Genomic DNA, 20,891 nt, shown 5'->3' on the forward strand with positions numbered 1-20,891 from the left:
CTATTTTGCTCCATCCTATCATAGTGGCAAAAAAATAACAAGACTTTTGTCGTCTTGTTATAGAATGCTTTCGTCAATTTTTTTACTAGATTAATTTTCGGCTGCTTCCTCGGTTTCATCAGCTTCTGACTGCTTTTGTTCGATAAGATTTTCCTCTGAATAATCGGCGAACGTTGGGAATGGGTTGCGTTTGTTGGCAGGGGCAGGGGTTTGGATTTTAGGATTATATTCCTTTAATTCCCCTAGCTCCGGAAAATAGAAGGCATTGATTGTTAGCGCCATTTCTATCGGCAATTCTTCATCTGATAGAGTGAAGATTTCTGGCGGTCCGCTAAAAGAGATAGATTCTACTACAACTATTCGCCTAAGAGATTCTAGTGCTGAAATGAATTTCTCGAGGCTAAAGTAATTATCCGCTTTAACTTTGATTTGTGCTGTTGTTTTCACCAGTCCGTCCGGCATCTCTGATTGTGAATTCATTACTTCCGCCTCAGAATCTGAAGGATTATCCTGATTCTCAGCCTCATCGGTTATTTGATCTAACTGTTCTGATGATGATGTTTCCGGTGGTATTGTAGTAGCAGCCTGCTGGCTAACATTGAATTCAATCGACGTTACGAAGCTGTTTGAAATGACCTCTGCTTTTTCAATGTCAAGGACCATCTGCTCAACCATCGGGTCAACAGGAAGCCTTTTTTGCAACTCAGCTGTGCTGCTGAAATCTGTTTCATTGACTGAAGCAAGCCTTTCTTCCAATGTGGAATTAAGCTGCTGCTCCATTTTTAATTGGCTTTCCTTTAACGACAAACTATTATTCATTGGAGCTAAATAAAGATAGAATGCAGCTATATAAATTAATGCAGTCACGATTGCTGCAGCCAGAAGGATTAAGTAATGTTTCTTTTCTAATCGGAGGTTCATGATCCATCTCCTCCTTTAACAGCTGCCGGTTTAAACAAATCAGGATGGAATACAATCTTATAGGCTGCACTATATCGCGGCAGTGTTTTTCCTTCAGAATCATTGCTTGATCCAGGCTCATCTTCAATCTCAGCGGCTACAACATTCAACAATTCAGCTTCTCTGACCCATTCCGATTGTTTAAGGGAGCCTAAGTAAAAGGCAGCGTCTCTTGCAGCATCATATTGAATCGTGACAAGGATAGAATCCATGTTGCTGTATTCAAAGCTTTGTATGAATCCGCGCTCGGGCAGCAAGGAAATGATGTTCTGCATTATTGGCACTGTTTGCACAGGGTATCGCTCTATCCATTCAACAGCTTCCTGCAGTTTGATCACTGAATTTCCAGCGTTTTCTTCAGCGAGTTTTTCCTGCTGGGCATTATTCAAATTTTGCAGAGTCGTGATTTTTTTATCGACAAGCTCCATCTTATTTTCATAGCTTCTGCCATGAAAATATATAACGGAAATAGTTATCGCAATTAAAAGGAAGACTATAGCGGCGATAATAAGCTGTGATGACTTTCTATGTTCTTTTTTGGTAAAAGATTAATTTCAACCAGCATTATTACACCTCTTTCAAGCCAAGCCCGAGAGCAAGGTTAAACGCAGCTGTAAATCCATCCGAGTTGGAGCCCATTGCGTTCATATTAATAGTCGATACAGTCATACCGAACCGATCTTTCATATCAGCAATAGCGCGGTCCTGCATCGGATGATCACCATTTACTAAGATTCGCGTTACCTCTTTTTCTCCCTGTGTCAGAGAAAATCGATAAAAATCCATCAGTTTCGCTATATCCCGATAAATTTCCTCAAGCTGGAATATTATATCTGAAACTTCACCATCATAAACGAGTTCCGGACTTGAATGATCCTCTCGGTGTCGGGTTAGCTTCCAGTTATCCTTAAGGTCACCAGGGATATGGCGCATAAAAACAGGGATTTGCTCTTCAAAAATACACAAACTGACAACATCAAGGTCAAATTGGACAGTCAGCAATACTTCGTTTTTCACAGCCATGTCATAATGGTGATAGAGTCGATAGATTGCTAGTGGTGAAATATCAGCGGCAACCGGCTTAAGCCGGACACTTTTAAATAAGTCTTCATACTCAAGTATGTATTTTTCCGGTGCTGCAAATAAGAGAATCTCTTTCTTGTTATTCTCAGTTCCCACCGTGATTGTGTCGAATACCGGGTCTTCAAAAGGCAAATGGATGGTTGAACCCAGCTCCAAATATAAATATCCCTCGATTTCATCTTCGTTGATATCAGCAGGAATTGTTACCTTCCTGATAATGACAAGGGAATCTGGTACGATGAAGCGGATTTCCCTTTTGGCGATTTTCCACTCAGCAGTGCACTCATCCAGTATATTAGATAAAGTGGCATAATCAAGGATTTTACCATCTGATATGATTCCTGGCGGTAAATATCTCTCTCCATAATGATTCACTATAATTGGATTCTTCTGCTTTAACTCCACAAAACGAATTGAATGGTCATTGAGCACGATATTGGCGATTTTGTTACTGCTGGAAAATAAGGAAAATGCCATAATTGAAACTCCTTAATGTATGACTGTACTTAAACTGATGTTAATTCTTGTATTTTAATTTGCTGTCTATATAAGTCAGAATCCAAGCATGAAAAATTGAAGATACCATCCTAAAATTTCTTCACCGAAGAAATAGGCTGTTAGGGTACCAATGGCAATGAACGGACCAAACGGAATGGCTTGCTTTCTTTTCACAAATCCGAACAGCATGGCAGCAATGCCGAAAAAAGCGCCATAAAAGGTAGCAAAAAAGAAGGATAGAAGCATAGTCTTAAAGCCAACTGCGAAGCCAATCAACGCAAAAAGCTTGATATCGCCGCCGCCCATCCCCCCCTTGCTGATGAGGGCAATAAATAAGAGAATCATGAATCCTGCAACTGCTCCAGCGACTGAGTCCCACCAGGGAGAGAGAGGAAGAAATATACGCTCAACAATAAAAACACCCGCAAAAACAAGAAGCACCTTATCGGGAATAATCATGTAAGCAAGGTCGGAAACCGTAATGATGATGAACAATGAAATCAAAGTCAGGGCGATGACCAATTCACCGCTCCATCCAAGCAAAAGATAGGCAGCACCAAACAGCAGACCTGTCAATAGCTCAAAAAAAGGATAAACGGGCGAAATGCCGACCTTGCACTGGCGGCACTTCCCCCTTTGAATTAAATATGAGATTACCGGAATCAGTTCAATTGCCTGCAGCTGGTGCCCACACTTCGGGCATGAAGACCGCGGTGCGATGATTGATTTGCCTTCTGGGACACGCAGGCCTACTACGTTGTAGAAGGAGCCTAGGGTGAGGCCGTAGATAAAGAGAATAGCACTAAATAACATTTCATTAACCATGATATAACTTTATTAATATTCAGTTTCAGCTGCAATGTCATTAACAGAGCTTCTGTTAAGATCTGAAATAGCTACTGGATTACTAGAATTGTGTACACCTCTTTTAGAGTTAATCAGTTTTACTGATGTAACTTTTCCTTTATTTACAATTACATAAGAGACATCTGCTGGCTGGTTTTTCAATATATCCTTCGCATTTCCTTTTTTATAGTCACCTTTGTCTGGATTTTTAATCTCATCTAAATATCTCTCAGTTATAAGGTAATTAAGCGTTAAGTATTTATCGCCTTCTTCTAGTAAACTTTGATCAGCTGTAACAGCCAATTTCGCAGCATTCACCATCTGTTGGGCATTAGCAACATGTGCATCTTTCTTTGAGTTATCAATTAATCCACCAATACTCGGCACAGCAATCGCACTAATAATCCCCAAAATAACAACTACAGCCAAAAGTTCAACTAGCGTCAAACCTCTTTGATCTTTCATTTTTTTCTTGATTGCTTTCAACATAATAATCTTCTCCTTTTAGTTAAATTCACCTATGACTATTGGAATATATATCTAGTCATATTATAAATGATAGGTTATAAATTTCATATAAAGAATGTGTAGAGAATTGTCTCTTTTTGGTCAAAATCAATTTACGTGATTGAATATGTCGAACATTGGAATCATGATGGAGGTAACGATGGTTCCGACAAGTCCGGCGAGTATGACGATCATGATTGGTTCAATCAATGATTTTAGTTGGTCTGTACTGGTCTCAACTTCTTTTTCGTAGAAGTCGGCTACTTTTCCAAGCATTGCGTCCAATGACCCTGTTTCTTCACCGATTGCAATCATCTGTGTGACTAGCGGAGGGAAAGCCCAGTGTTTCTTCATTGGTCCTGTCATTGATTGTCCAATCTCGAGAGCATCACGAGATTCCCTGACGACTCTACCGACCACTTCATTTTCTACAACATTTTCAACAATCGACAACGCCTGTAAGATTGGGACAGAACTGGAAAAGAGTGAGCTTAGCGTTCTTGTCATTCGGGCAAGGACTGCTTTTTGCATCATTTTTCCGAAAATCGGCATTCGAAGAATAGCGAAATCCAGATAATATTTTGTCTGTTTATTTTTCTTCATTGCCGATAGACCTGCAACAACCCCCAGCAGTAAAAGTAGAATCAGCCACCAAAAAGATTGCATGAACTGACTCGCTCCAAGAACAAATTTGGTGATGGCCGGCAGTTCACCGCCAAAATCCTCGAACATGACGACAAATGTAGGTACAATCAAAACTAATAAAAAGATGACAACGAATATTGCAAGTACTGCGATGACGGCTGGATAACTGACTGCGGCGATGACCTTCTGCCGGGTATTATGCTGCTTTTCATAATGGTCAGCGAGGCGCTCCAGCGTCTCATCCATATTTCCGCCTGCTTCTCCTGCCTTCACCATATTAATATACATGGATGAAAAGATCTTACTGTGCTTGGCTGTTGCTTCTGACAGCTGGACCCCTTCTCGCAAGTCTGCTTCAATGTCCATTAGTGCCTTCTTCAATGATTTACTATCCGTTTGCTTCGCTAAAATTTTTTTGGATTCCACCACCGAAACTCCCGCTTTTAACAAAGTAGCAAACTGGCGAAGATAGATGACTAAATGCTGCAGCTTAACAGGATTTCCGATGGTAATATCTTTTGTAAGCCAAGTTTCAGGCACTTCGATGATCTCCGTTGTCCTGATTCCTTCCTCACGAAGCTTTTCAAGTGCTTCACGTTTGGAACCGGCCGTGATCGTGCCTGAGCGTTTTTTTGTCCGGTCGCGTCCGGAATATTTAAATCGTGCCATATCAAATCATCTTCTCCGACAAGTATGGTTCAGCGGTTTCCTTGGAGATGATTCCTCTCTGGACAAGCTCCTTGATGTCCATCTCGAGTGTATGCATGCCATGAATTCTTGAAGTCTGCATGATACTGATAATTTGATGGATTTTTTCATTCCTGATTAAATTCGCCACGGCTGCATTATTAATCAAAATCTCCGTTGCGCTTCTGCGCCCTTTTTTATCGACAGTAGGAAACAACCTCTGGGAAATGACTGAAACAAGGACAGATGCAAGCTGAATTCGAATCTGTGCCTGCTGCCCCGGCGGAAACACATCTATTATTCTATTGATTGTAGCGGGGCGCTTGATGTATGGAGTGTACCCAGTACCAGATGCCCTGTTTCAGCAGCAGTAATCGCTGTCTGTATCGTATCAAGTCACGCATTTCCCCGACCAGGATGACATCGGGATCCTGTCGAAGGGCCGCTCGTAATCCATTAGAGAAATTATTCGTGTCGAGACCAATTTCACGCTGGTCAATAATGCTGTTTCCATGCTTATGCAAATATTCAATCGGGTCCTCTAAGGTGACAATATGCTTCCGCATTGTCGTGTTCATATACTGGATCAATGACGCCAGCGTCGTAGACTTCCCGCTTCCTGTCGGTCCTGTCACGAGCACCAGTCCCTGTGGTTTCTCGGCAATTCTTTTAAGGATTTCAGGAAGCTCAAGCTCCTCTAATGTCGGGATTCGTGTAGGAACGATCCTGACTGCAAGGGAAACGCAGCCCCTTTGATGGTAGGCGTTCACCCTGAACCTGGAGATACCTGCAATTCCATATGAAAAATCCAACTCACCTTTCGACTTGAACAGACCCCATGAATTTTCGGGCACGATGGCTTTTGCCATTTCTTCTATTTCATCCGGTGTAATCGTATCTGTCCCAAATCTTCTTAAGTCCCCATTGATTCTCATTACTGGGGGAATACCAACAGTTACGTGAATATCTGAAGCCTTAAGTTCAAAGCCTGACCTCAGCAAAAGTTCTATTTTTTCTTTCATGCTAACTCCCCGCTTATTCTGTTATGGCTACCCTTAAAACTTCCTCAGTAGTGGTGAGTCCCTGTTTAATCTTCAGCAGTCCGTCGTCAATCAGGAAAATCGTCTTATTTCTGACAGCAATTTCCCTTAATACCATAACAGGCTCTTCATTCATAATCGCTCTGCGAAGTTCATTGTCCACCGCAAGCACCTCATGGATGGCCAGCCGGCCGCGATATCCTGTCATATTGCACGAAGAACAGCCTCTTCCCTTCCATACAGTCTCAATCGAAATTCCTCTTTTTAAAAAAATACCCATTTCGCGTTTTGTAGGCTCATGAGCCTCTGCGCAGTCCCTGCATACCCTTCTGACGAGCCTTTGGGCGACAACTCCGCTTAACGAAGATGCGACAAGGAAAGGTTCAACACCCATGTCAAGCATTCTTGTTACAGAGCTCAGTGCGTCATTTGTGTGCATCGTGCTGAGTACCAGGTGTCCGGTCAAAGAAGCTCTCACTGCCACTTCCACTGTCTCTTTATCCCTTATTTCCCCAACCATTATGATGTTCGGATCCTGTCGGAGGATTGATCTCAATCCTGCCGCGAATGTCATGCCAACATTCGGATTCACCTGGATTTGATTAATCCCCTCAATCTGGTATTCTACCGGATCCTCAATCGTAATGATGTTAACCTCTTCACTATTCAGCTTGTTCAACGCGGCATAAAGGGTAGAAGATTTCCCGGAACCGGTAGGACCAGTAATTAAAACAATCCCATTAGGTTTTGAAATCATGTTCGTAAATCGTGTGAAATTGTGCTGATTGAAGCCTAGCTTTTCGATGTCATTCAATGTGCTGCCCATATCAAGTATACGCATGACGACCTTCTCGCCAAAAACGGTTGGCAGAGTAGAAACACGAAGGTCAATAGGATGAAAATCAAGATTGGCTTGATTCTTCCATCCTGAGGAGTTCTGTTCTCCGTAATATCAAGATTCGCCATAATCTTGATCCGGGCGGTCAGCACATTTTGCATGTGCTTCGGCAGAACCCGTTCCACTCTTAAGATTCCGTCAATACGGTAGCGGATAACTACCTTCGTTTCCTGTGGGTCGATATGAATATCACTCGCCTTGTTGGCAGAAGCATTGGATAGCAATTGATTGACCAGTCTGATGACCGGAGAATCCGCCTCTTTCAAACTCTCTTCCTGCACAGTTTCCATTACTGGGGTGCTGATGCCAATTAAATCATCAAGTCCATCATTATTATCGTAGTATTTATTAATCGCTCGAATGATATCGTCCTTGGTCGCTATCGCAGTTTCAATATGAAAGCCTGTCGACAACCTGAGATCATCCACCGTGAAAAAATCCATCGGATCCGCCATTGCAACAAATAGCTTTTCTCCTTCTTTTTTCAGCGGAATAACTAAATTACGTTTAGCCGTTTCTTTTGGGATAAGTGTAAAAAGCTTCGTATCAAATGGATAGCGATACAAACTGATATGCGGGATTCCCAGCTGGAACTCGAGAACTTCAATCAGCTGCTGCTCTGTTATAAGCCCTCTTTGCAGGAGTGCATCTCCAAGCTTTTGGCCGGCAGCTTTCTCAGCTAATGTGGCTTGCAGTTGATCTTCTGATAGCAGACCTGTTTCGACTAACAGGTCGCCAAGCCGTCTTCTCATTTGTTTCATATTCCTCACTCCTGAATTGGCTTACTTTGGTTCTTCATTCGGTTTGCCAAATAGACCGTCCTCTTCCATGTCAGCTTCTTTATCAGTTGCATCTTCGCCTTCATCTTGTCCAGGTGAAGTTTCTCCTGTGGACTGGTCTGGCTGTGCGTTCAAATCTCCAGCTCCTGGTAATACTGCAGTATCCTCCCCGGCAGCAGTGCCTGATTCAGGTACAGTGGGAGCTGCTTCTAATGGGTGGACTTCTATACGATGAACGGGAGGATAAAAATCTTCTGACAATACCTCTGTTTTCACTAATTCTCCCTCTTCAGTATGAGTTTCACGAACGACCTTCACTATCACACCAGGACTTCCTTCCACTATTACAGACTTTTGTCCAGCCTTTAATAGTGGAGAGAATTGCTTAATCGTCCTCGGTTTGAATTCCTGCTTGTCCAAAGTATGAATACTGTATTTATATAAGAAGGGCTCTCCTTTAACCGTAACTTCCAGGTATGGGCTATTCCAGTTGAAGTCAATTGTATATGTCGAAGCATTAGGGTTATAAACTCTAAAATCCATTCTCTTATTAAATTGAACCTTTGCTTCTGAACCCGGTTCAATATTCTCTGAAAGCTCCCTGCTTATATGCCTTTCCGATATAAGAAAGTTCGTGGGCAGGATGGCTTGATAGATTGCAGTTGCTATTTGGCTGTAAGTATGGTCCGATAGCTCGGGTAATTCATTTTCCTTTACGAAGGATTCCAGCGAAAACTGTGATTCAGCTTCAAGATCGATAGTCGGGAAGGATTTTATAAAACTCAAAAACTCTTCATTATTTTCACTTAATTTTATAGATACAGATGAAACTTCGATTGGTTCTTCTTGAGGAAGATACCTGCCCAACTCGATGACAATATTCTCATTGAAACCTTGAATAGCTTCAGTTAGACCGTTTTCCAGCCCTTCCACGTTCAAACGGTTACTGATTGTGTCAGGCAAAATCCCAGTCAATGATTTCATTTCAACAGATAGTTCATTCTGCTGTCCGTCACTTGCAGAGCTAACTGTCTTGTCTGTTAATAAAGTCAAACTTTCCGGGCTAACCGAGTAAGCCTGCTCTTTATGTATCAATGCCACTGCAGCATTGGAAGACCATTCGTTCCAACGTGCTTCCAACAAAGCTTCCGCTTCTTCTTTTGTTTTGTTTGATACATCAATCGTCCCGATGAAAGTATGATCAGAAAATATAGGTTCCACATCTTTTTGGGTACTCAAGGCTGTAGCGCCAAAATAAGTGAAACTGTATGTAAAAAATGAAAAAACAATGACAATCATCAAGATTTTTAATATTTGGCGTTTCTTCACATATATTCCCCTCTGAAAAAAAGTTTGTCTTGTACTAAGAAGGCTAGGTTTCGTAGGCTGCATCGTCAACTTCTTCTTTTAAAGCTTCAAGGTTCAGCACAGGGATTATCTCTAATTCACTCAATTCGAATTCTTGATTGTTTCTTGGTTCTAAAAATGAGATATCCTCTGCAATTCGTATGTCTTCCTCCTTTGAGGAAACAGCATTTGATAAAGATATCTCTTTCAAAGCAGAATCAATGTTTTCATGTTCATCAATCGATTTTGGAAGATCATGATAAATGTCAAATTCCGATAAATCCCCTGTATCCATCACTCTTGATATTGCCCCATCAGATTCAAGAGTTGCTGTTGTCCTGCTGATTATTACGCATCCTGCCAAAACAGCCATCAATACCATAACCAGTAGTGACTGCCAGTGAGGGACAATCAAACTAAAAGCCAATCCCAAAGAACCAACTGCAGGAGCGGTGACAGCAATTAACTTTTTCTGCCTTTTTTCCAGGCCAAATGGAATGGCAAAAATGAGTGAAGCGCTTAAAACTGTCGATAGAAATAGAAGTAAAAGGCTTATCATTGTCTCACTCCATGCTTCGTTGTATTGGTAACTTTTTTATACATAAATCAGCAATATATCAAACTATTATCCGTTAATACGACAAATTTCACTCTCTTCTATTGTATAATAAAATTAATAGATTTAATAGACAGGGGAGCAATGACTTGGGCAAAAAGTTGGATGACCAAAAAGGAATCACTTTGCTGGAAGTCTTGCTGTCAATTGTACTGCTTGTAATAGTTCTTACTTCCTTTGCCGGTTTTTACACAATCAGCAATGTTTGTGAAAAAAATGAAGACAAAATCAGTACAACCCAGACAGCACAGCAAATTGTCAATATAATAGAATTGGAGCTTACAAGGGATATACTGAGCACCAGCACTGAATGTCCAAGTTTACCATGCACCCTAAATGAGGATAAATTGGCTGGACTGTTAGACCGTTCATTTGATAACACACAGAAGATTTTGGTTAGTTTCAATAATGGGGAAGTAGGATTAATTCGCGTGGAAGTGTCTGTGGAAGACCGAAGCAACCCAGATAGTAGTTCAAGGACTTTTACATACATAAGAAGGTGATATCTTGAAAGACCAACGTGGGTTTACATTATATGAACTGCTTGCTGCACTTTCGATTCTAATGATCGCTTCTGCTCTCATATATGGAGTATTCTTTGGCTTCAATAAAAACTATAATCAAATCTCGGCTAAAAATAATATGGATCAGACAGCGAACCTGATCATCGCAACTATCAAGCAGTATCATTTAAAATACGATGAGTATATCATCGACTACAATACGGCGGAGCAATCTGCTCAAATCGGGGTAAATACGAGCGAACAAATCCTCGGTGATAGCAGATATACACTACAAATCATAGCAGGTTCACCCGAACCAGAACCTTTCACTGGAAAAAAAGTAATCTATTCGAATAGTCCTTTATCGATTCAACTCATACTCAGGGATAATACCGGGCAAACCTATGAAATCGAAACAATGATCAAAAGATATTAGGAGGGGATCGTGATGAAAAATGAAAAAGGCTATGCACTTGTCCTGGTTTTGCTGATTATCACAATCACCTTCACCTTCGCCATATCATTAAGCGGAATGGCCCTTTCTGCCAGGAAGCAGTTCAACAAGACAGACGAGATCAACCGAGCCACCGATCTTGCTGAGATGGGAGTCGCTCATTATGAGGCGCTCTTGAATAACTTCGTCAAAGATGCCCTTTCAGAAACTAAAGATGCCATCCAAAAGGCCGAAGAAGAAGCCAAGAATAAAAACCATGCACCTCCAATCCCTGATTTCGACCAGTTATTAAAATCCACCATAGTTTCAAAGGTGTACAGCGTTAATAAAATTTCTGAAAACGTAAAAGAAAGCAACACTTACCAAATCGATTTAATTTCAATAAAAACTGAGTCAGAAGGTCTGAACGTCTCCTTCACAAGCACTGGAATTACTGAAAACGAACCGAAAACCCTTACAGGCAGTATTGCAATTCAGAAACAGCACCAAAGTCAATTCTCGCAGGTGGTAAAGCGCCGCTGCCAGAAGAATTTGGTAAAATCATCTCTACTCCCTTGACATTGAATAAAGCTCGGACATACGGTACATCCACTTATTTTACAGAGGAAATCACATGGAACGGCGGGAACAATAAACCATTTATTGTTTACGGAAGTGCATTTTTCAATGACAAACTGACACTTCACGGCAGTGCGCGGATTGAGATCCGTGGGGATGCGATTTTTAAAGTGGAATTATCGGAGAAAGAAAAACCATATTCCTTTTGCATTACAGGCACACCTTACCTGGTTAATCAGGAAGGCAAACTTGAGGTCTATGAAAACTTCCCTGCAGGAAGAACTGAAGCATGCCCACCTTCTAAAAATAATAAATGGGCAATCGATCCAGACAAAGGTATCACAGTCAAATACTAAAGGCTAACCTTGGTTAGCCTTTTTCATTTCACATACTCCGCAACCCGATTCCGTCCCGATCGCTTCGCACCAACATATAATGCCCTATCAGCATGTCTGATCAATGCGAGTGAATCTTCGGCATCCTGCGGGGCGGTGGCCACACCGATTGACGCGGTGATATCGATCAGGATCTGCTTTCCTTCTTCATCCATAGATTGCAAGAGAGTGAAAGGCTCGTTGGCAATCAGCAGCCGGATTTGTTCTGCCAGTTTCAGGGCATCGCCTTTCATCATGTCAGGCAGAAGGAGCACAAACTCTTCCCCCCCATAGCGGGCAACAGTGCCAATATCTCCGATTCTATTCCTAAGCCGTTCAGCAAGTTCGATTAAAATCTCATTTCCGCTTTGGTGTCCATATGTATCATTGACGGATTTGAAGTGGTCGATATCGAGCAGTATCAGGGAAAGAAGACCCCTTTTGCCTTTTTGTAATTTTCCAAATTCTGAGGATAGCATGTTTTCAAAGTAGCGATAATTGTACAAGCCGGTCAGTGCGCAATGCTCGCTGTTCTTCTTTGCTTTTTCGTGGTGCCTTGCGTTTTCAACCGCGACCGCAAAGTGCGAACAAAGGATGTCGACAATCATCAGCTGTGATTTTTCAAATGCCCTTTTTTTGTTTGCTGCCAGGACGAGGACACCGATAACCTGGTTATTCCTGACGATCGGTACACTGAGGATACTTTCTGCAACTGTCGGAATATAGCCTGAATTAATATGCTTCCATTGTTTTTTCGAATGGAAAAGAACAGGCTTTTTCTCTGCCCATACAAGCCCGCTAATTCCTTGCCCTCTTTCAAGAGGCTCGGCAACCGGCTCAAGGACTTCCCCAAACTCCACCTTATGGATGAGTTTTAATTCTCTTTCTTCTTCTACATCCAAAATGTAAGCATAGTCAACCGGCAGCATCTCAATCAGTTTTTGCACAAAAAGGTCAAGTACATCATCAGACCTTAGCCTTTCAGCCAACTGGTGCCCAATCTCAGCGGCACTTTGTAAATATTGGTTTACCTTTCCGCTTGAATAATAGAGACTGAGAATGATAGATAGACTCGCGAAAGGAATCCCAACAAACAGTAATGAGTAGATCCCCATCTCACTCTGGTATAGTTCATAAAGTATGAAGCCTACAGGGAATGTAATCAAGGTCGTAACTGTTTCCCAGATGAAGTCTTTTCCGAAATAAGGCCCCTTAAGTTTTAGTACGACTGCTTGCAGCAATACCAGGAATAAAGTATTCACTCCATAATTGCTAATGCCGTAGACCGTTCCTAAAATATAAGTATATTGATCGTCGGCCAAATGAGCACCGTGGGTTCCTCCGAGAGCATAAAATACTAGCCCACTCACTAATGATACGATGAAGAACATCAATGAGTTCAGGGGGAATCTGTGTAAATCGGACTTTTGTACACGAAGCCTCATTAAAAGAATTAGTACGGAAATTTGCATCAAGACCATTTCAACAAAAATACCGTAAGTCAGGAATACTGCGAGCGATACCCACTGTATAAGAAAAATTGGCGTATTGTTGACGACCATTGGCATAGCAGCCACCACGGACATCAATAAGAGGAAGGTAAATACTTCCCACAATGATAAATCACCAGGAGGCGGAAAGACTTGATAGGTCAGCCAGAGACCAACCGGGACGATCAGTAACCAACTGAACCAAATTGATTTTTTTACGATTGAAGTCATCTTTATCTACCCGCCTCCTTTTTAGGTAAAAAGTCACACTTTTTCTAATAGTTTAGCAAACTTTCTATACAATGTCATAATTTTCTTATTTATTTTCCAACACATTCACGATATAAGGCTTTGCTTCTGATAAAAAATAAAGAGAGCCCGTTACAATTAAAATTTCATCTTTGTTCAATTCATTTATTTTCTTATCGAGATAGTCCTTATAATTAACTGCGATGTTTTTATTCCCGCTGTTGCTTCCTGCTTCCATTAGTTCTTCCGCAGAAGCTGCCCGCGGAAAGTCGAATGTTGTGAAAGTCAGTTGATCAGCAGCGCCTTCAAGAGTCCCGATCATCTTGTCCAATTTCTTGTCTTTTAGAGCAGCAAAAAGGATGCTAATCTTTTTATCGGCATATCGGGAATTTATTTCACGTGCCAGCGCAATTATTCCTTCTTCATTATGCGCGCCATCGATCAGGACTAAAGGATTTTCATTTAAGATTTCAAGCCGGCCGGGCCAGTATGCTTGAGTCAGTCCATCCCTGATATGCTCTTCCTCAATCATAAACGAATAGTAGTTTGCAAGGATCTGGCTTGCCATTACAGCACAGGCAGCATTGTCTACCTGATGGGAACCGATCATCGAGGTTTCCAGGTTATCAAACCCTACGAACATGCTGGAAAAAGAAAATTTTTCTCCCCGATTTAAAGACTCTCTTGAACTTGTTGAAAATTCATCGCCCAGATGATACAGCGGAGAGTTGCTTTCAAGTGCTTTACTTCTAATTACATCCAATGCTCCTGGCTGCTTTACTCCCGTAATCACACTTACCCCGTTCTTGATGATACCTGCTTTTTCAAAAGCAATTTCTTCATATGTATCACCAAGGATCGCCGTGTGATCCAGACCAATACTGGTGATGATTGAAACTAGCGGATGGATGACATTCGTCGAATCGAAGCGGCCGCCAAGACCTACCTCGTAAATGACAACATCCACAGGAGACATTTTTGCAAAGTAGTATAAAGACATCGCCGTGATGACTTCGAATTCGGTCGGTCCGCCGAGTTCAGTCTGATCCAATTCATCTGCCAGCGGCTTGACCACATTTGTCAGCTCAATCAGTTCCTGATCATGGATTGGCTTGCCATTGATGCTGATTCTTTCATTGAATTGCTCAAAGTATGGTGAAGTAAAAGTTCCAACTCTATATCCTGCCGCTTGCAGGATATAACGAAGGAAGGTGACGGTGGAGCCTTTTCCATTCGTACCGCCAATGTGGATAGTTTTAATCCTTCTTTCAGGATGGTCCAGCCTTTCAAGCATCCATTCCATCCTTGAAAGTCCCGGTTTGATTCCAAGTCTCAGTCTTGCATGGATCCAATCAATTGCCTGTTCATATGTATTAAACATGTAACACACCTCAATTCAAGATGAAGACGAACCAATATTGGTTCGCCTTCAAATTTTTGATCTTTAACTAGTTTCTCAATTCATTGATGCGTGCTTCGACTGCTGCACGTTTTTCCAGATAGTCTTTTTCCTTCGCGCGCTCTTCGTCAATGACCTTTTCAGGAGCTTTTTTGACAAAACCTTCGTTTGCCAGCTTCTTCTGGACGCGTTCTACCTCTTTATCAAGCTTCTCTTTTTCCTTTTGAAGGCGGGCGATTTCTTCATCGATATTGATCAGCCCTTCAAGTGGCATGATGATTTCAAGTCCTGTAGCGACTGCTGTCATTGCTTTTTCAGGAGCGTTGACTTCAAGTCCGACTTCAAGGTTCTCTGGATTACAGAATCGAACGATATAGCCACGGTTATTTTCAAGCATGCTTAATGTCTTTTCATCCTTCACCTTCAGGAACATATCAACCTTCTTGCTAAGTGGTGTGTTCACTTCAGAGCGTATGTTTCGTACAGAACGGATGACTTCAACAAGAAGCTTCATATCGTCTGCTGCCTCTTTATCAGTAAGTTTAGTGTCAACCTGCGGCCAGCTTGCGATCGTAATGGACTCACCTTCATGAGGAAGGTTCTGCCAGATTTCTTCCGTGATGAATGGCATGAATGGGTGAAGCAGGCGCATTGTGTTATCAAGAACGTATGCAAGAATCGATCTCGTCGTCTTCTTGGCAGCCTCATCTTCACCGTATAGTGGAAGCTTCGCCATTTCAATATACCAGTCACAGAAATCATCCCAGATGAAGTTGTAAAGAGCCCTGCCGACTTCACCGAACTCATAGCGGTCTGACAGCCTTGTCACTGTTTCAATCGTTTCATTCAGCCTTGTTAAAATCCACTTATCGGCTACAGATTTTTCACCGCTTAAATCGATTTCTTCGTACTTCATGCCGTTCATGTTCATTAAAGCAAAACGGGATGCGTTCCAGATTTTATTGGCGAAGTTCCATGTCGCTTCTACCTTCTCCGTGCTGTAGCGAAGGTCCTGCCCCGGTGAGCTTCCTGTTGTAAGGAAGTAGCGGAGTGAGTCGGCACCGTATTGGCCGATGACATCCATCGGATCAACACCATTACCTAGTGACTTACTCATCTTGCGGCCATCTTCTGCACGAACGAGCCCGTGGATCAGTACATCCTTGAATGGTCGCTGGCCAGTGAACTCTAGGCCCTGGAAGATCATCCTTGATACCCAGAAAGCGATGATATCATAACCAGTTACAAGGGCATCGGTTGGATAGTAACGCTTAAAATCTGCAGCTTCTTCATTCGGCCAGCCCATTGTTGAGAAAGGCCATAGTGCTGAACTAAACCACGTGTCAAGAACGTCATTGTCCTGTTCCCAATTTTCAGCGTCTGCAGGTGGCTCGTGGTCAACGTATACCTCGCCTGTTTCTTTATGGTACCAGGCAGGAATTCGGTGGCCCCACCATAATTGACGGGAAATACACCAGTCACGGATGTTTTCCATCCAGCGCATATAGGTGTTTTCAAAGCGCTCAGGTACGAAGTTAACTTTCTCTTCTTTGCTCTGAAGGGCGATTGCTTCATCAGCAAGCGGCTGCATTTTAACGAACCATTGAGTCGATAGATATGGCTCGACTACTGCTCCGCTTCGCTCAGAGTGTCCAACTGAATGCATATGCTCTTCAATTTTAAACAGTACGCCTTCATCCTGAAGGTCCTTGACGATTTGCTTGCGGCACTCGAAACGGTCCATACCCTGGTACTTGCCTGCTTTGGCATTCATTGAACCATCTTCGTTCATGACTAGGACTCTTTCAAGATTATGGCGGTTACCGATTTCAAAGTCGTTAGGGTCATGTGCAGGAGTGATTTTTACGGCACCAGAACCGAATTCCATATCGACATAATCGTCACCGACAATTGGAATCTCACGGCCGACGATTGGCAGGGTTACGGTCTTGCCAATCATATGCTTGTAGCGGTCATCTTCTGGATGAACAGCAACCGCAGTATCACCGAGCATCGTTTCCGGTCTTGTTGTTGCGACTTCGATGTGACCGCTGCCGTCTGCCAGAGGATATCTCATATGGTAGAAAGCACCCTGGACATCTTTATGGATAACCTCAATATCAGATAGGGCCGTTTTTGCTGCAGGGTCCCAGTTGATGATGTATTCGCCGCGGTAAATCAATCCTTTACGGTAAAGAGAAACAAAAACTTCTTTTACTGCCTTGGATAAGCCTTCATCCAATGTGAAGCGCTCGCGGCTATAGTCAAGTCCCAGTCCTAGCTTTGACCATTGAGTGCGGATATGCTGTGCGTATTCCTCTTTCCATTTCCATGATTCCTCTAGGAACTTTTCACGGCCAAGTTCATAGCGGTTGATGCCCTGGCTGCGAAGTTTTTCGTCAACCTTCGCCTGTGTCGCGATTCCCGCATGGTCCATTCCCGGAAGCCATAGAACATCGTAACCCTGCATACGCTTCATTCGTGTCAGGATGTCCTGAAGCGCTGTGTCCCACGCATGGCCCAGGTGCAGCTTTCCCGTTACGTTTGGCGGCGGAATGACGATTGTATATGGCTCTTTCGTTTCATCATCCTTCGCTTCGAAAAACTTCCCTTTGATCCACCATTCATAGCGTCCCTGCTCAATCGAAGACGGATCGTATTTAGTCGGCATAGACAAATTCTCTTCCATCAGTTTTCCTCCATTCAAATGCATTTCCTTGTCAGAAAAGCGTAAGCGCCTTGTTCAGCCCCGACAAGCGCTGGAGGGCCGACCAGTGAAGTCGTTCTTTGACTTCATTTGGCGGACCGAAGCGACTCGAGGGGCTAGGCGCTGAAGCTAGACAATTCTCGAAGTGAAAATTGTACTTTCTTACCTTAAAATAAAAAACTCCATTCGCCTTAAAAGGACGAATGGAGTTTGTTCGCGGTACCACCTTTTTTCCCAGCAACGGTAAAAACACCTCAGTTGCTGGCTCAAATCTGGATAACGGCTCTTCACCGTCGCCTGTTACTGGGAGTATTTCCGTTCCCAGGCGATGCTCAAGGGCGACATTCCATGGTTCCGGCTTAGAAGTCCTCTCAGCTAATGGACTTCCTCTCTTCAAGCTGGCTTCTCATGTACTCTTCCCTGTCAAAGCTTTGCTTTATTTAGTGTTTTGTATATTAGATATACTACCCAAAAAAGTGGATTGACGTCAATCATCATTTCCTGTTTTTTATTATTTTATACTTTTTCCGCCTTCATGTGCGAACAATTAGCACATTTTAGGCCAATCATACATAGGATGAAAGAAGGGATACCTGATTGTTTGGAGGGATGGCGATGAAGAGACGAAGGTATAATCCTTATACACTCCCGAGGTGGGCGAGGACAGCGCGTGCAGTGTGTGCTCAGCTCATTATTCCTTTTTGCGTGTTCCAGGGGATCCGCACACTTTTCTTTCCGACAACATTTGATGTCTTTCTGTTATCGATATTTATCTTGATTGCACTGGCGATCAAATTCGAAATTATTTAAGGAGCCAAAGAGCATTATTCAGCTCTGGGCTCCTTCTTGTTTTGCCTGTTCTTTTTGCTTTTCCAGTTCGTCTATTTTAGTCACTACATAACCCGTATTGCTCAAGAGCCAGTACTGACGCTGCAGCTTTTGGACAAACTTCCTCTCATCCACTTCGGCTTTGCGCTGATGGTACGTTTCCGCGACACGGATAATCCCCGATGGAAAAGCCAGATAACTCATGAATAACTGCATTTCATCCTCACGGAATGGAAAGTACTTCAGATAGACATAAATCCAGTCGATGATTTCATCTCCATATTTTGGCTGTGTCTTCAGCGACCTTGCTAAAAACGGCAGCAAATCCTGGATTGGCGAACCCTGCCGCGCCTTCTCGAAATTGATGAAATATCCGTATCCTCTTTCATCGAACAGGAAGTGTTCTGGAGAGACTTTTCCGTGAAGCGTTACGGTCCTCGTTTTCTTTTGCTCCTTCGTTTTTTCATTCCAAGTCTCAAGTTTCTGCTTGGCGAACTGGATTGCCTGGCTAATTTGTATATAATACAGGCAGAATGTCAGTTCAAACGGTGACATATATACTCTGTTCTCACAGCTTTCAAGGAATCCATTAATGAATTCTTCTTCCTTTTCCCATTCTTTTACCGTCTTTTCGTAATGCTCTTGCTTAACTTCCGTGCTGATTTCCATTTCCTTTACTGACAAGGTATGCATCCTCGCCAGTTCCCTGAAGAACTGTTGGTGCCTTTGTGATTGGTCCTCCCTTGTCTCATTCGGCATCCACGGCATTAAATAATACAGCGACTTATTATGCAATACTGCATATCGTCCGTCGTTTGCCGGATAGACTGGAACAATCCTGTTATAGCCTTTTTGATAAAGGTGCTGGATATGCTTGATAAAATCCGTCCCCTTATAAGTGGATTTTTTTCAGAGCGAATGTCCCTGACTTTGTATAGACCTTTTTCACTTTGCCAAAATCCTCTGCAAAATACGGATCGATAGGGTATTGCTTTAACACTGCGGATTCTTCTTTTAAAAAATTGCGATCATCCATGGAATCTCGCCTGCTTTCTCGACTTTATATCGATAATAGAGCAGGGCAGGTGTCAGACACCTGCCCATACTAAAAGCTATAGCAATCCCAGCCAGCAGCCAAGCCAGCCCTGACAACCAGCCTAGTTTGGACAAGGTACTATTTGTAAAACTTTAAGAATTGTGAATTGCTACTCCAGGAACATATAGCACCTGGCCTTCATGGACCTCATGGTCGATGCTCAGATGATTCACCCGCAGAAGCTGCTGCACTGGCACATCATAGCGTTCAGAGATTGATTGTAGAGAGTCGCCTTGCTGGACAATGCAAACTCTAATTTTGGCAACCTCTGTTTCTTCTTCCTTCCTCGCCAAAAATTCGGCGATTGAAATACCTTGCTTCATGTTCGGCTTTTTCTTTTTCAATAATGGAGAAGATGAGCTTTCCGTAGATTCCTCCATTTCAGCAGGCATATTTTCTGCCTCTGGCTGGTCTTCCATCTCCAGTTCAACTTCTTCTTCCTGCTCAACTTCGGCCTCTTCAACAGGCTCCGGCTCGCCTCTGAAGTCACTTAAAGCATATTCCGGAACTGGTTGGTGTTCTCTTTGCTCCTGCAGTTCTGGTTGGGATAATTCTTCGGTATTTGCCTCTTTCTTCGCTTCTGCCCTGAATGGAGCATACAATTCTTCCTCATAGGAATCTTGATCTTCCTCTTGATTTAATGCTTCATTTTGCTGAACAAATGAATAGGCCGGAGCTTCCGGGAAGTCTGGTTCAGCATCATCTTCTGTTCTATGGCTAACTGCATCTGCAACGTATTCTATTTCAACCTTTACATCTACTTCTGCATTAGCCTCCTCACGGTAGCTGACCTCCAGTTCCTCCGCTCCCTCACTGTCAACCTCCTGATCGGCTTCATGCTGCTGTTCGCCGTATAATCCAGTGATGGCAAGATTAGCATTCAGCTTCAGACGGTCTTCCGGAAAACATAATCAAATCCTTCCACTTGAATATCAATGTCATAAATACTTTCAATCCGATTTTTTGGAATTGTGATATCCACCGGGAAACGGTGTAGGAATTCATAGACACCTTCTTCCCTCTCCATGACAGAATGGACATACTTAAGAGCAGAGAGCTGTTCATCATTCTCTTGCTGCTGTTCATGACATGTATATTCCCCAGTCAACTCCAGCGATCCGCGAATGGATACGTATTGTTCATTTTCCTGGATGGTTATGTTCGGATCGAGTGAAATCGAGACAAGCTCAGCGACTTCCTGTCCTCTTTGAAACCACACTGATTCTTCTAGTGAAAATCGCAGGCACGATTGATTCCCCTGAGACAAAGCGACTCCTCCTTTCATTCCTTAAACGTAAAATCACTATGTCATTAACACTTTATGAGT

At 42.7% G+C, this 20,891-nt stretch carries 20 protein-coding genes, 2 pseudogenes and 1 other annotated feature; of the genes and pseudogenes, 5 read left to right on the plus strand and 17 right to left on the minus strand.

All coding sequences use genetic code 11. From position 1 onward, the window contains the following. Positions 1-90 precede the first annotated feature (90 nt). The 10 genes and pseudogenes from JCM21738_RS22105 to JCM21738_RS02490 all read right to left on the minus strand — a co-directional run bounded on the left by JCM21738_RS22105 (position 91) and on the right by JCM21738_RS02490 (position 9,849). Positions 91-921 carry a hypothetical protein gene (locus JCM21738_RS22105; protein WP_023627135.1) on the minus strand — a complete coding sequence of 277 codons (831 nt, stop codon included), beginning with the start codon at positions 919-921 and terminating at the stop codon, positions 91-93. Next, entirely contained in the window at positions 918-1,388 is a 471-nt protein-coding gene (locus tag JCM21738_RS02450; protein ID WP_035208820.1) for a hypothetical protein, read from the minus strand. Before JCM21738_RS02450 ends, JCM21738_RS22105 begins: the two co-directional genes overlap by 4 nt. Positions 1,389-1,527: 139 nt before the next feature. Next, entirely contained in the window at positions 1,528-2,520 is a 993-nt protein-coding gene (gene pilM / locus JCM21738_RS02455) for a type IV pilus biogenesis protein PilM (RefSeq protein WP_023627133.1), read from the minus strand. A gap of 75 nt (positions 2,521-2,595) precedes the next feature. Then, positions 2,596-3,366: a prepilin peptidase gene (locus tag JCM21738_RS02460; RefSeq protein ID WP_023627132.1), complete on the minus strand. Its 771-nt coding sequence runs from the start codon at positions 3,364-3,366 to the stop codon at positions 2,596-2,598. Between the two features lie 12 nt (positions 3,367-3,378). Further along, a complete protein-coding gene (locus tag JCM21738_RS02465) occupies positions 3,379-3,876 on the minus strand; it encodes a competence type IV pilus major pilin ComGC (protein ID WP_023627131.1) in 498 nt (165 codons plus the stop codon). A gap of 126 nt (positions 3,877-4,002) precedes the next feature. Next, positions 4,003-5,208: a type II secretion system F family protein gene (locus tag JCM21738_RS02470; protein WP_023627130.1), complete on the minus strand. Its 1,206-nt coding sequence runs from the start codon at positions 5,206-5,208 to the stop codon at positions 4,003-4,005. A 1-nt stretch (position 5,209) separates the two neighbouring features. Beyond that, positions 5,210-6,248, minus strand: a pseudogene (locus JCM21738_RS02475) (type IV pilus twitching motility protein PilT). A gap of 13 nt (positions 6,249-6,261) precedes the next feature. Beyond that, a pseudogene (locus tag JCM21738_RS02480) lies at positions 6,262-7,925 on the minus strand (GspE/PulE family protein). A gap of 21 nt (positions 7,926-7,946) precedes the next feature. After that, positions 7,947-9,272: a G5 domain-containing protein gene (locus JCM21738_RS02485; RefSeq protein WP_023627127.1), complete on the minus strand. Its 1,326-nt coding sequence runs from the start codon at positions 9,270-9,272 to the stop codon at positions 7,947-7,949. A gap of 43 nt (positions 9,273-9,315) precedes the next feature. Further along, positions 9,316-9,849, minus strand: coding sequence for a hypothetical protein (locus JCM21738_RS02490; protein ID WP_023627126.1), 534 nt, complete (start codon positions 9,847-9,849; stop codon positions 9,316-9,318). Between the two features lie 146 nt (positions 9,850-9,995). On the opposite strand from JCM21738_RS02490, the gene JCM21738_RS02495 reads away from it, so the two are divergent. From JCM21738_RS02495 to JCM21738_RS02510, 4 genes are read left to right on the plus strand one after another with little or no spacing between them, the layout of a single operon-like run. Next, the gene (locus tag JCM21738_RS02495) at positions 9,996-10,409 is read left to right on the plus strand and encodes a PulJ/GspJ family protein (RefSeq protein WP_035208822.1); all 414 of its coding nucleotides are present in this window, start codon (positions 9,996-9,998) and stop codon (positions 10,407-10,409) included. 4 nt (positions 10,410-10,413) lie between these two features. Then, the gene (locus JCM21738_RS02500) at positions 10,414-10,845 is read left to right on the plus strand and encodes a type II secretion system protein (protein ID WP_023627124.1); all 432 of its coding nucleotides are present in this window, start codon (positions 10,414-10,416) and stop codon (positions 10,843-10,845) included. A 12-nt stretch (positions 10,846-10,857) separates the two neighbouring features. Then, entirely contained in the window at positions 10,858-11,421 is a 564-nt protein-coding gene (locus JCM21738_RS02505) for a hypothetical protein (RefSeq protein ID WP_035208825.1), read from the plus strand. After that, on the plus strand, positions 11,418-11,777 hold the full coding sequence (locus JCM21738_RS02510) for a hypothetical protein (protein WP_035208827.1): 360 nt from the start codon (positions 11,418-11,420) through the stop codon (positions 11,775-11,777). Before JCM21738_RS02505 ends, JCM21738_RS02510 begins: the two co-directional genes overlap by 4 nt. Before the next feature lie 23 nt (positions 11,778-11,800). On the opposite strand, the gene JCM21738_RS02515 is transcribed toward JCM21738_RS02510, so the two are convergent. From JCM21738_RS02515 to JCM21738_RS02525, 3 genes are all read right to left on the minus strand, one after another. After that, positions 11,801-13,516 (minus strand): sensor domain-containing diguanylate cyclase, encoded by a 1,716-nt coding sequence (locus tag JCM21738_RS02515; RefSeq protein WP_023627122.1) that lies wholly within the window; start codon positions 13,514-13,516, stop codon positions 11,801-11,803. Positions 13,517-13,601: 85 nt separating this feature from the next. After that, positions 13,602-14,915, minus strand: coding sequence for a bifunctional folylpolyglutamate synthase/dihydrofolate synthase (locus JCM21738_RS02520; protein WP_023627121.1), 1,314 nt, complete (start codon positions 14,913-14,915; stop codon positions 13,602-13,604). 67 nt (positions 14,916-14,982) lie between these two features. Further along, positions 14,983-17,622, minus strand: coding sequence for a valine--tRNA ligase (locus tag JCM21738_RS02525; RefSeq protein WP_023627120.1), 2,640 nt, complete (start codon positions 17,620-17,622; stop codon positions 14,983-14,985). 210 nt (positions 17,623-17,832) lie between these two features. After that, positions 17,833-18,076: a binding site (T-box leader), on the minus strand. Positions 18,077-18,255: 179 nt separating this feature from the next. Here JCM21738_RS02525 and JCM21738_RS02535 point away from each other — a divergent pair. Next, on the plus strand, positions 18,256-18,450 hold the full coding sequence (locus tag JCM21738_RS02535) for a YszA family small membrane protein (protein ID WP_023627118.1): 195 nt from the start codon (positions 18,256-18,258) through the stop codon (positions 18,448-18,450). 18 nt (positions 18,451-18,468) lie between these two features. Here the strand turns inward: JCM21738_RS02535 and ysxE are convergent, their stop codons facing one another. The 4 genes from ysxE to JCM21738_RS25085 form a co-directional block, all read right to left on the minus strand. Next, positions 18,469-19,347 (minus strand): spore coat protein YsxE, encoded by an 879-nt coding sequence (gene ysxE, locus JCM21738_RS02540; protein WP_369385604.1) that lies wholly within the window; start codon positions 19,345-19,347, stop codon positions 18,469-18,471. Between the two features lie 13 nt (positions 19,348-19,360). Further along, a complete protein-coding gene (locus JCM21738_RS26985; RefSeq protein ID WP_369385599.1) occupies positions 19,361-19,504 on the minus strand; it encodes a hypothetical protein in 144 nt (47 codons plus the stop codon). Positions 19,505-19,656: 152 nt separating this feature from the next. Further along, complete coding sequence (locus JCM21738_RS25080; RefSeq protein WP_052019541.1) at positions 19,657-20,166, minus strand: LysM peptidoglycan-binding domain-containing protein; 510 nt, start codon at positions 20,164-20,166, stop codon at positions 19,657-19,659. Positions 20,167-20,450: 284 nt separating this feature from the next. Beyond that, on the minus strand, positions 20,451-20,831 hold the full coding sequence (locus JCM21738_RS25085; RefSeq protein ID WP_052019542.1) for a hypothetical protein: 381 nt from the start codon (positions 20,829-20,831) through the stop codon (positions 20,451-20,453). Between the last annotated feature and the right edge of the window lie 60 nt (positions 20,832-20,891).

The sequence above is a fragment of the Mesobacillus boroniphilus JCM 21738 genome (genome assembly GCF_000517385.1).
Taxonomy (GTDB): Bacteria; Bacillota; Bacilli; order Bacillales; family Cytobacillaceae; genus Mesobacillus; species Mesobacillus boroniphilus.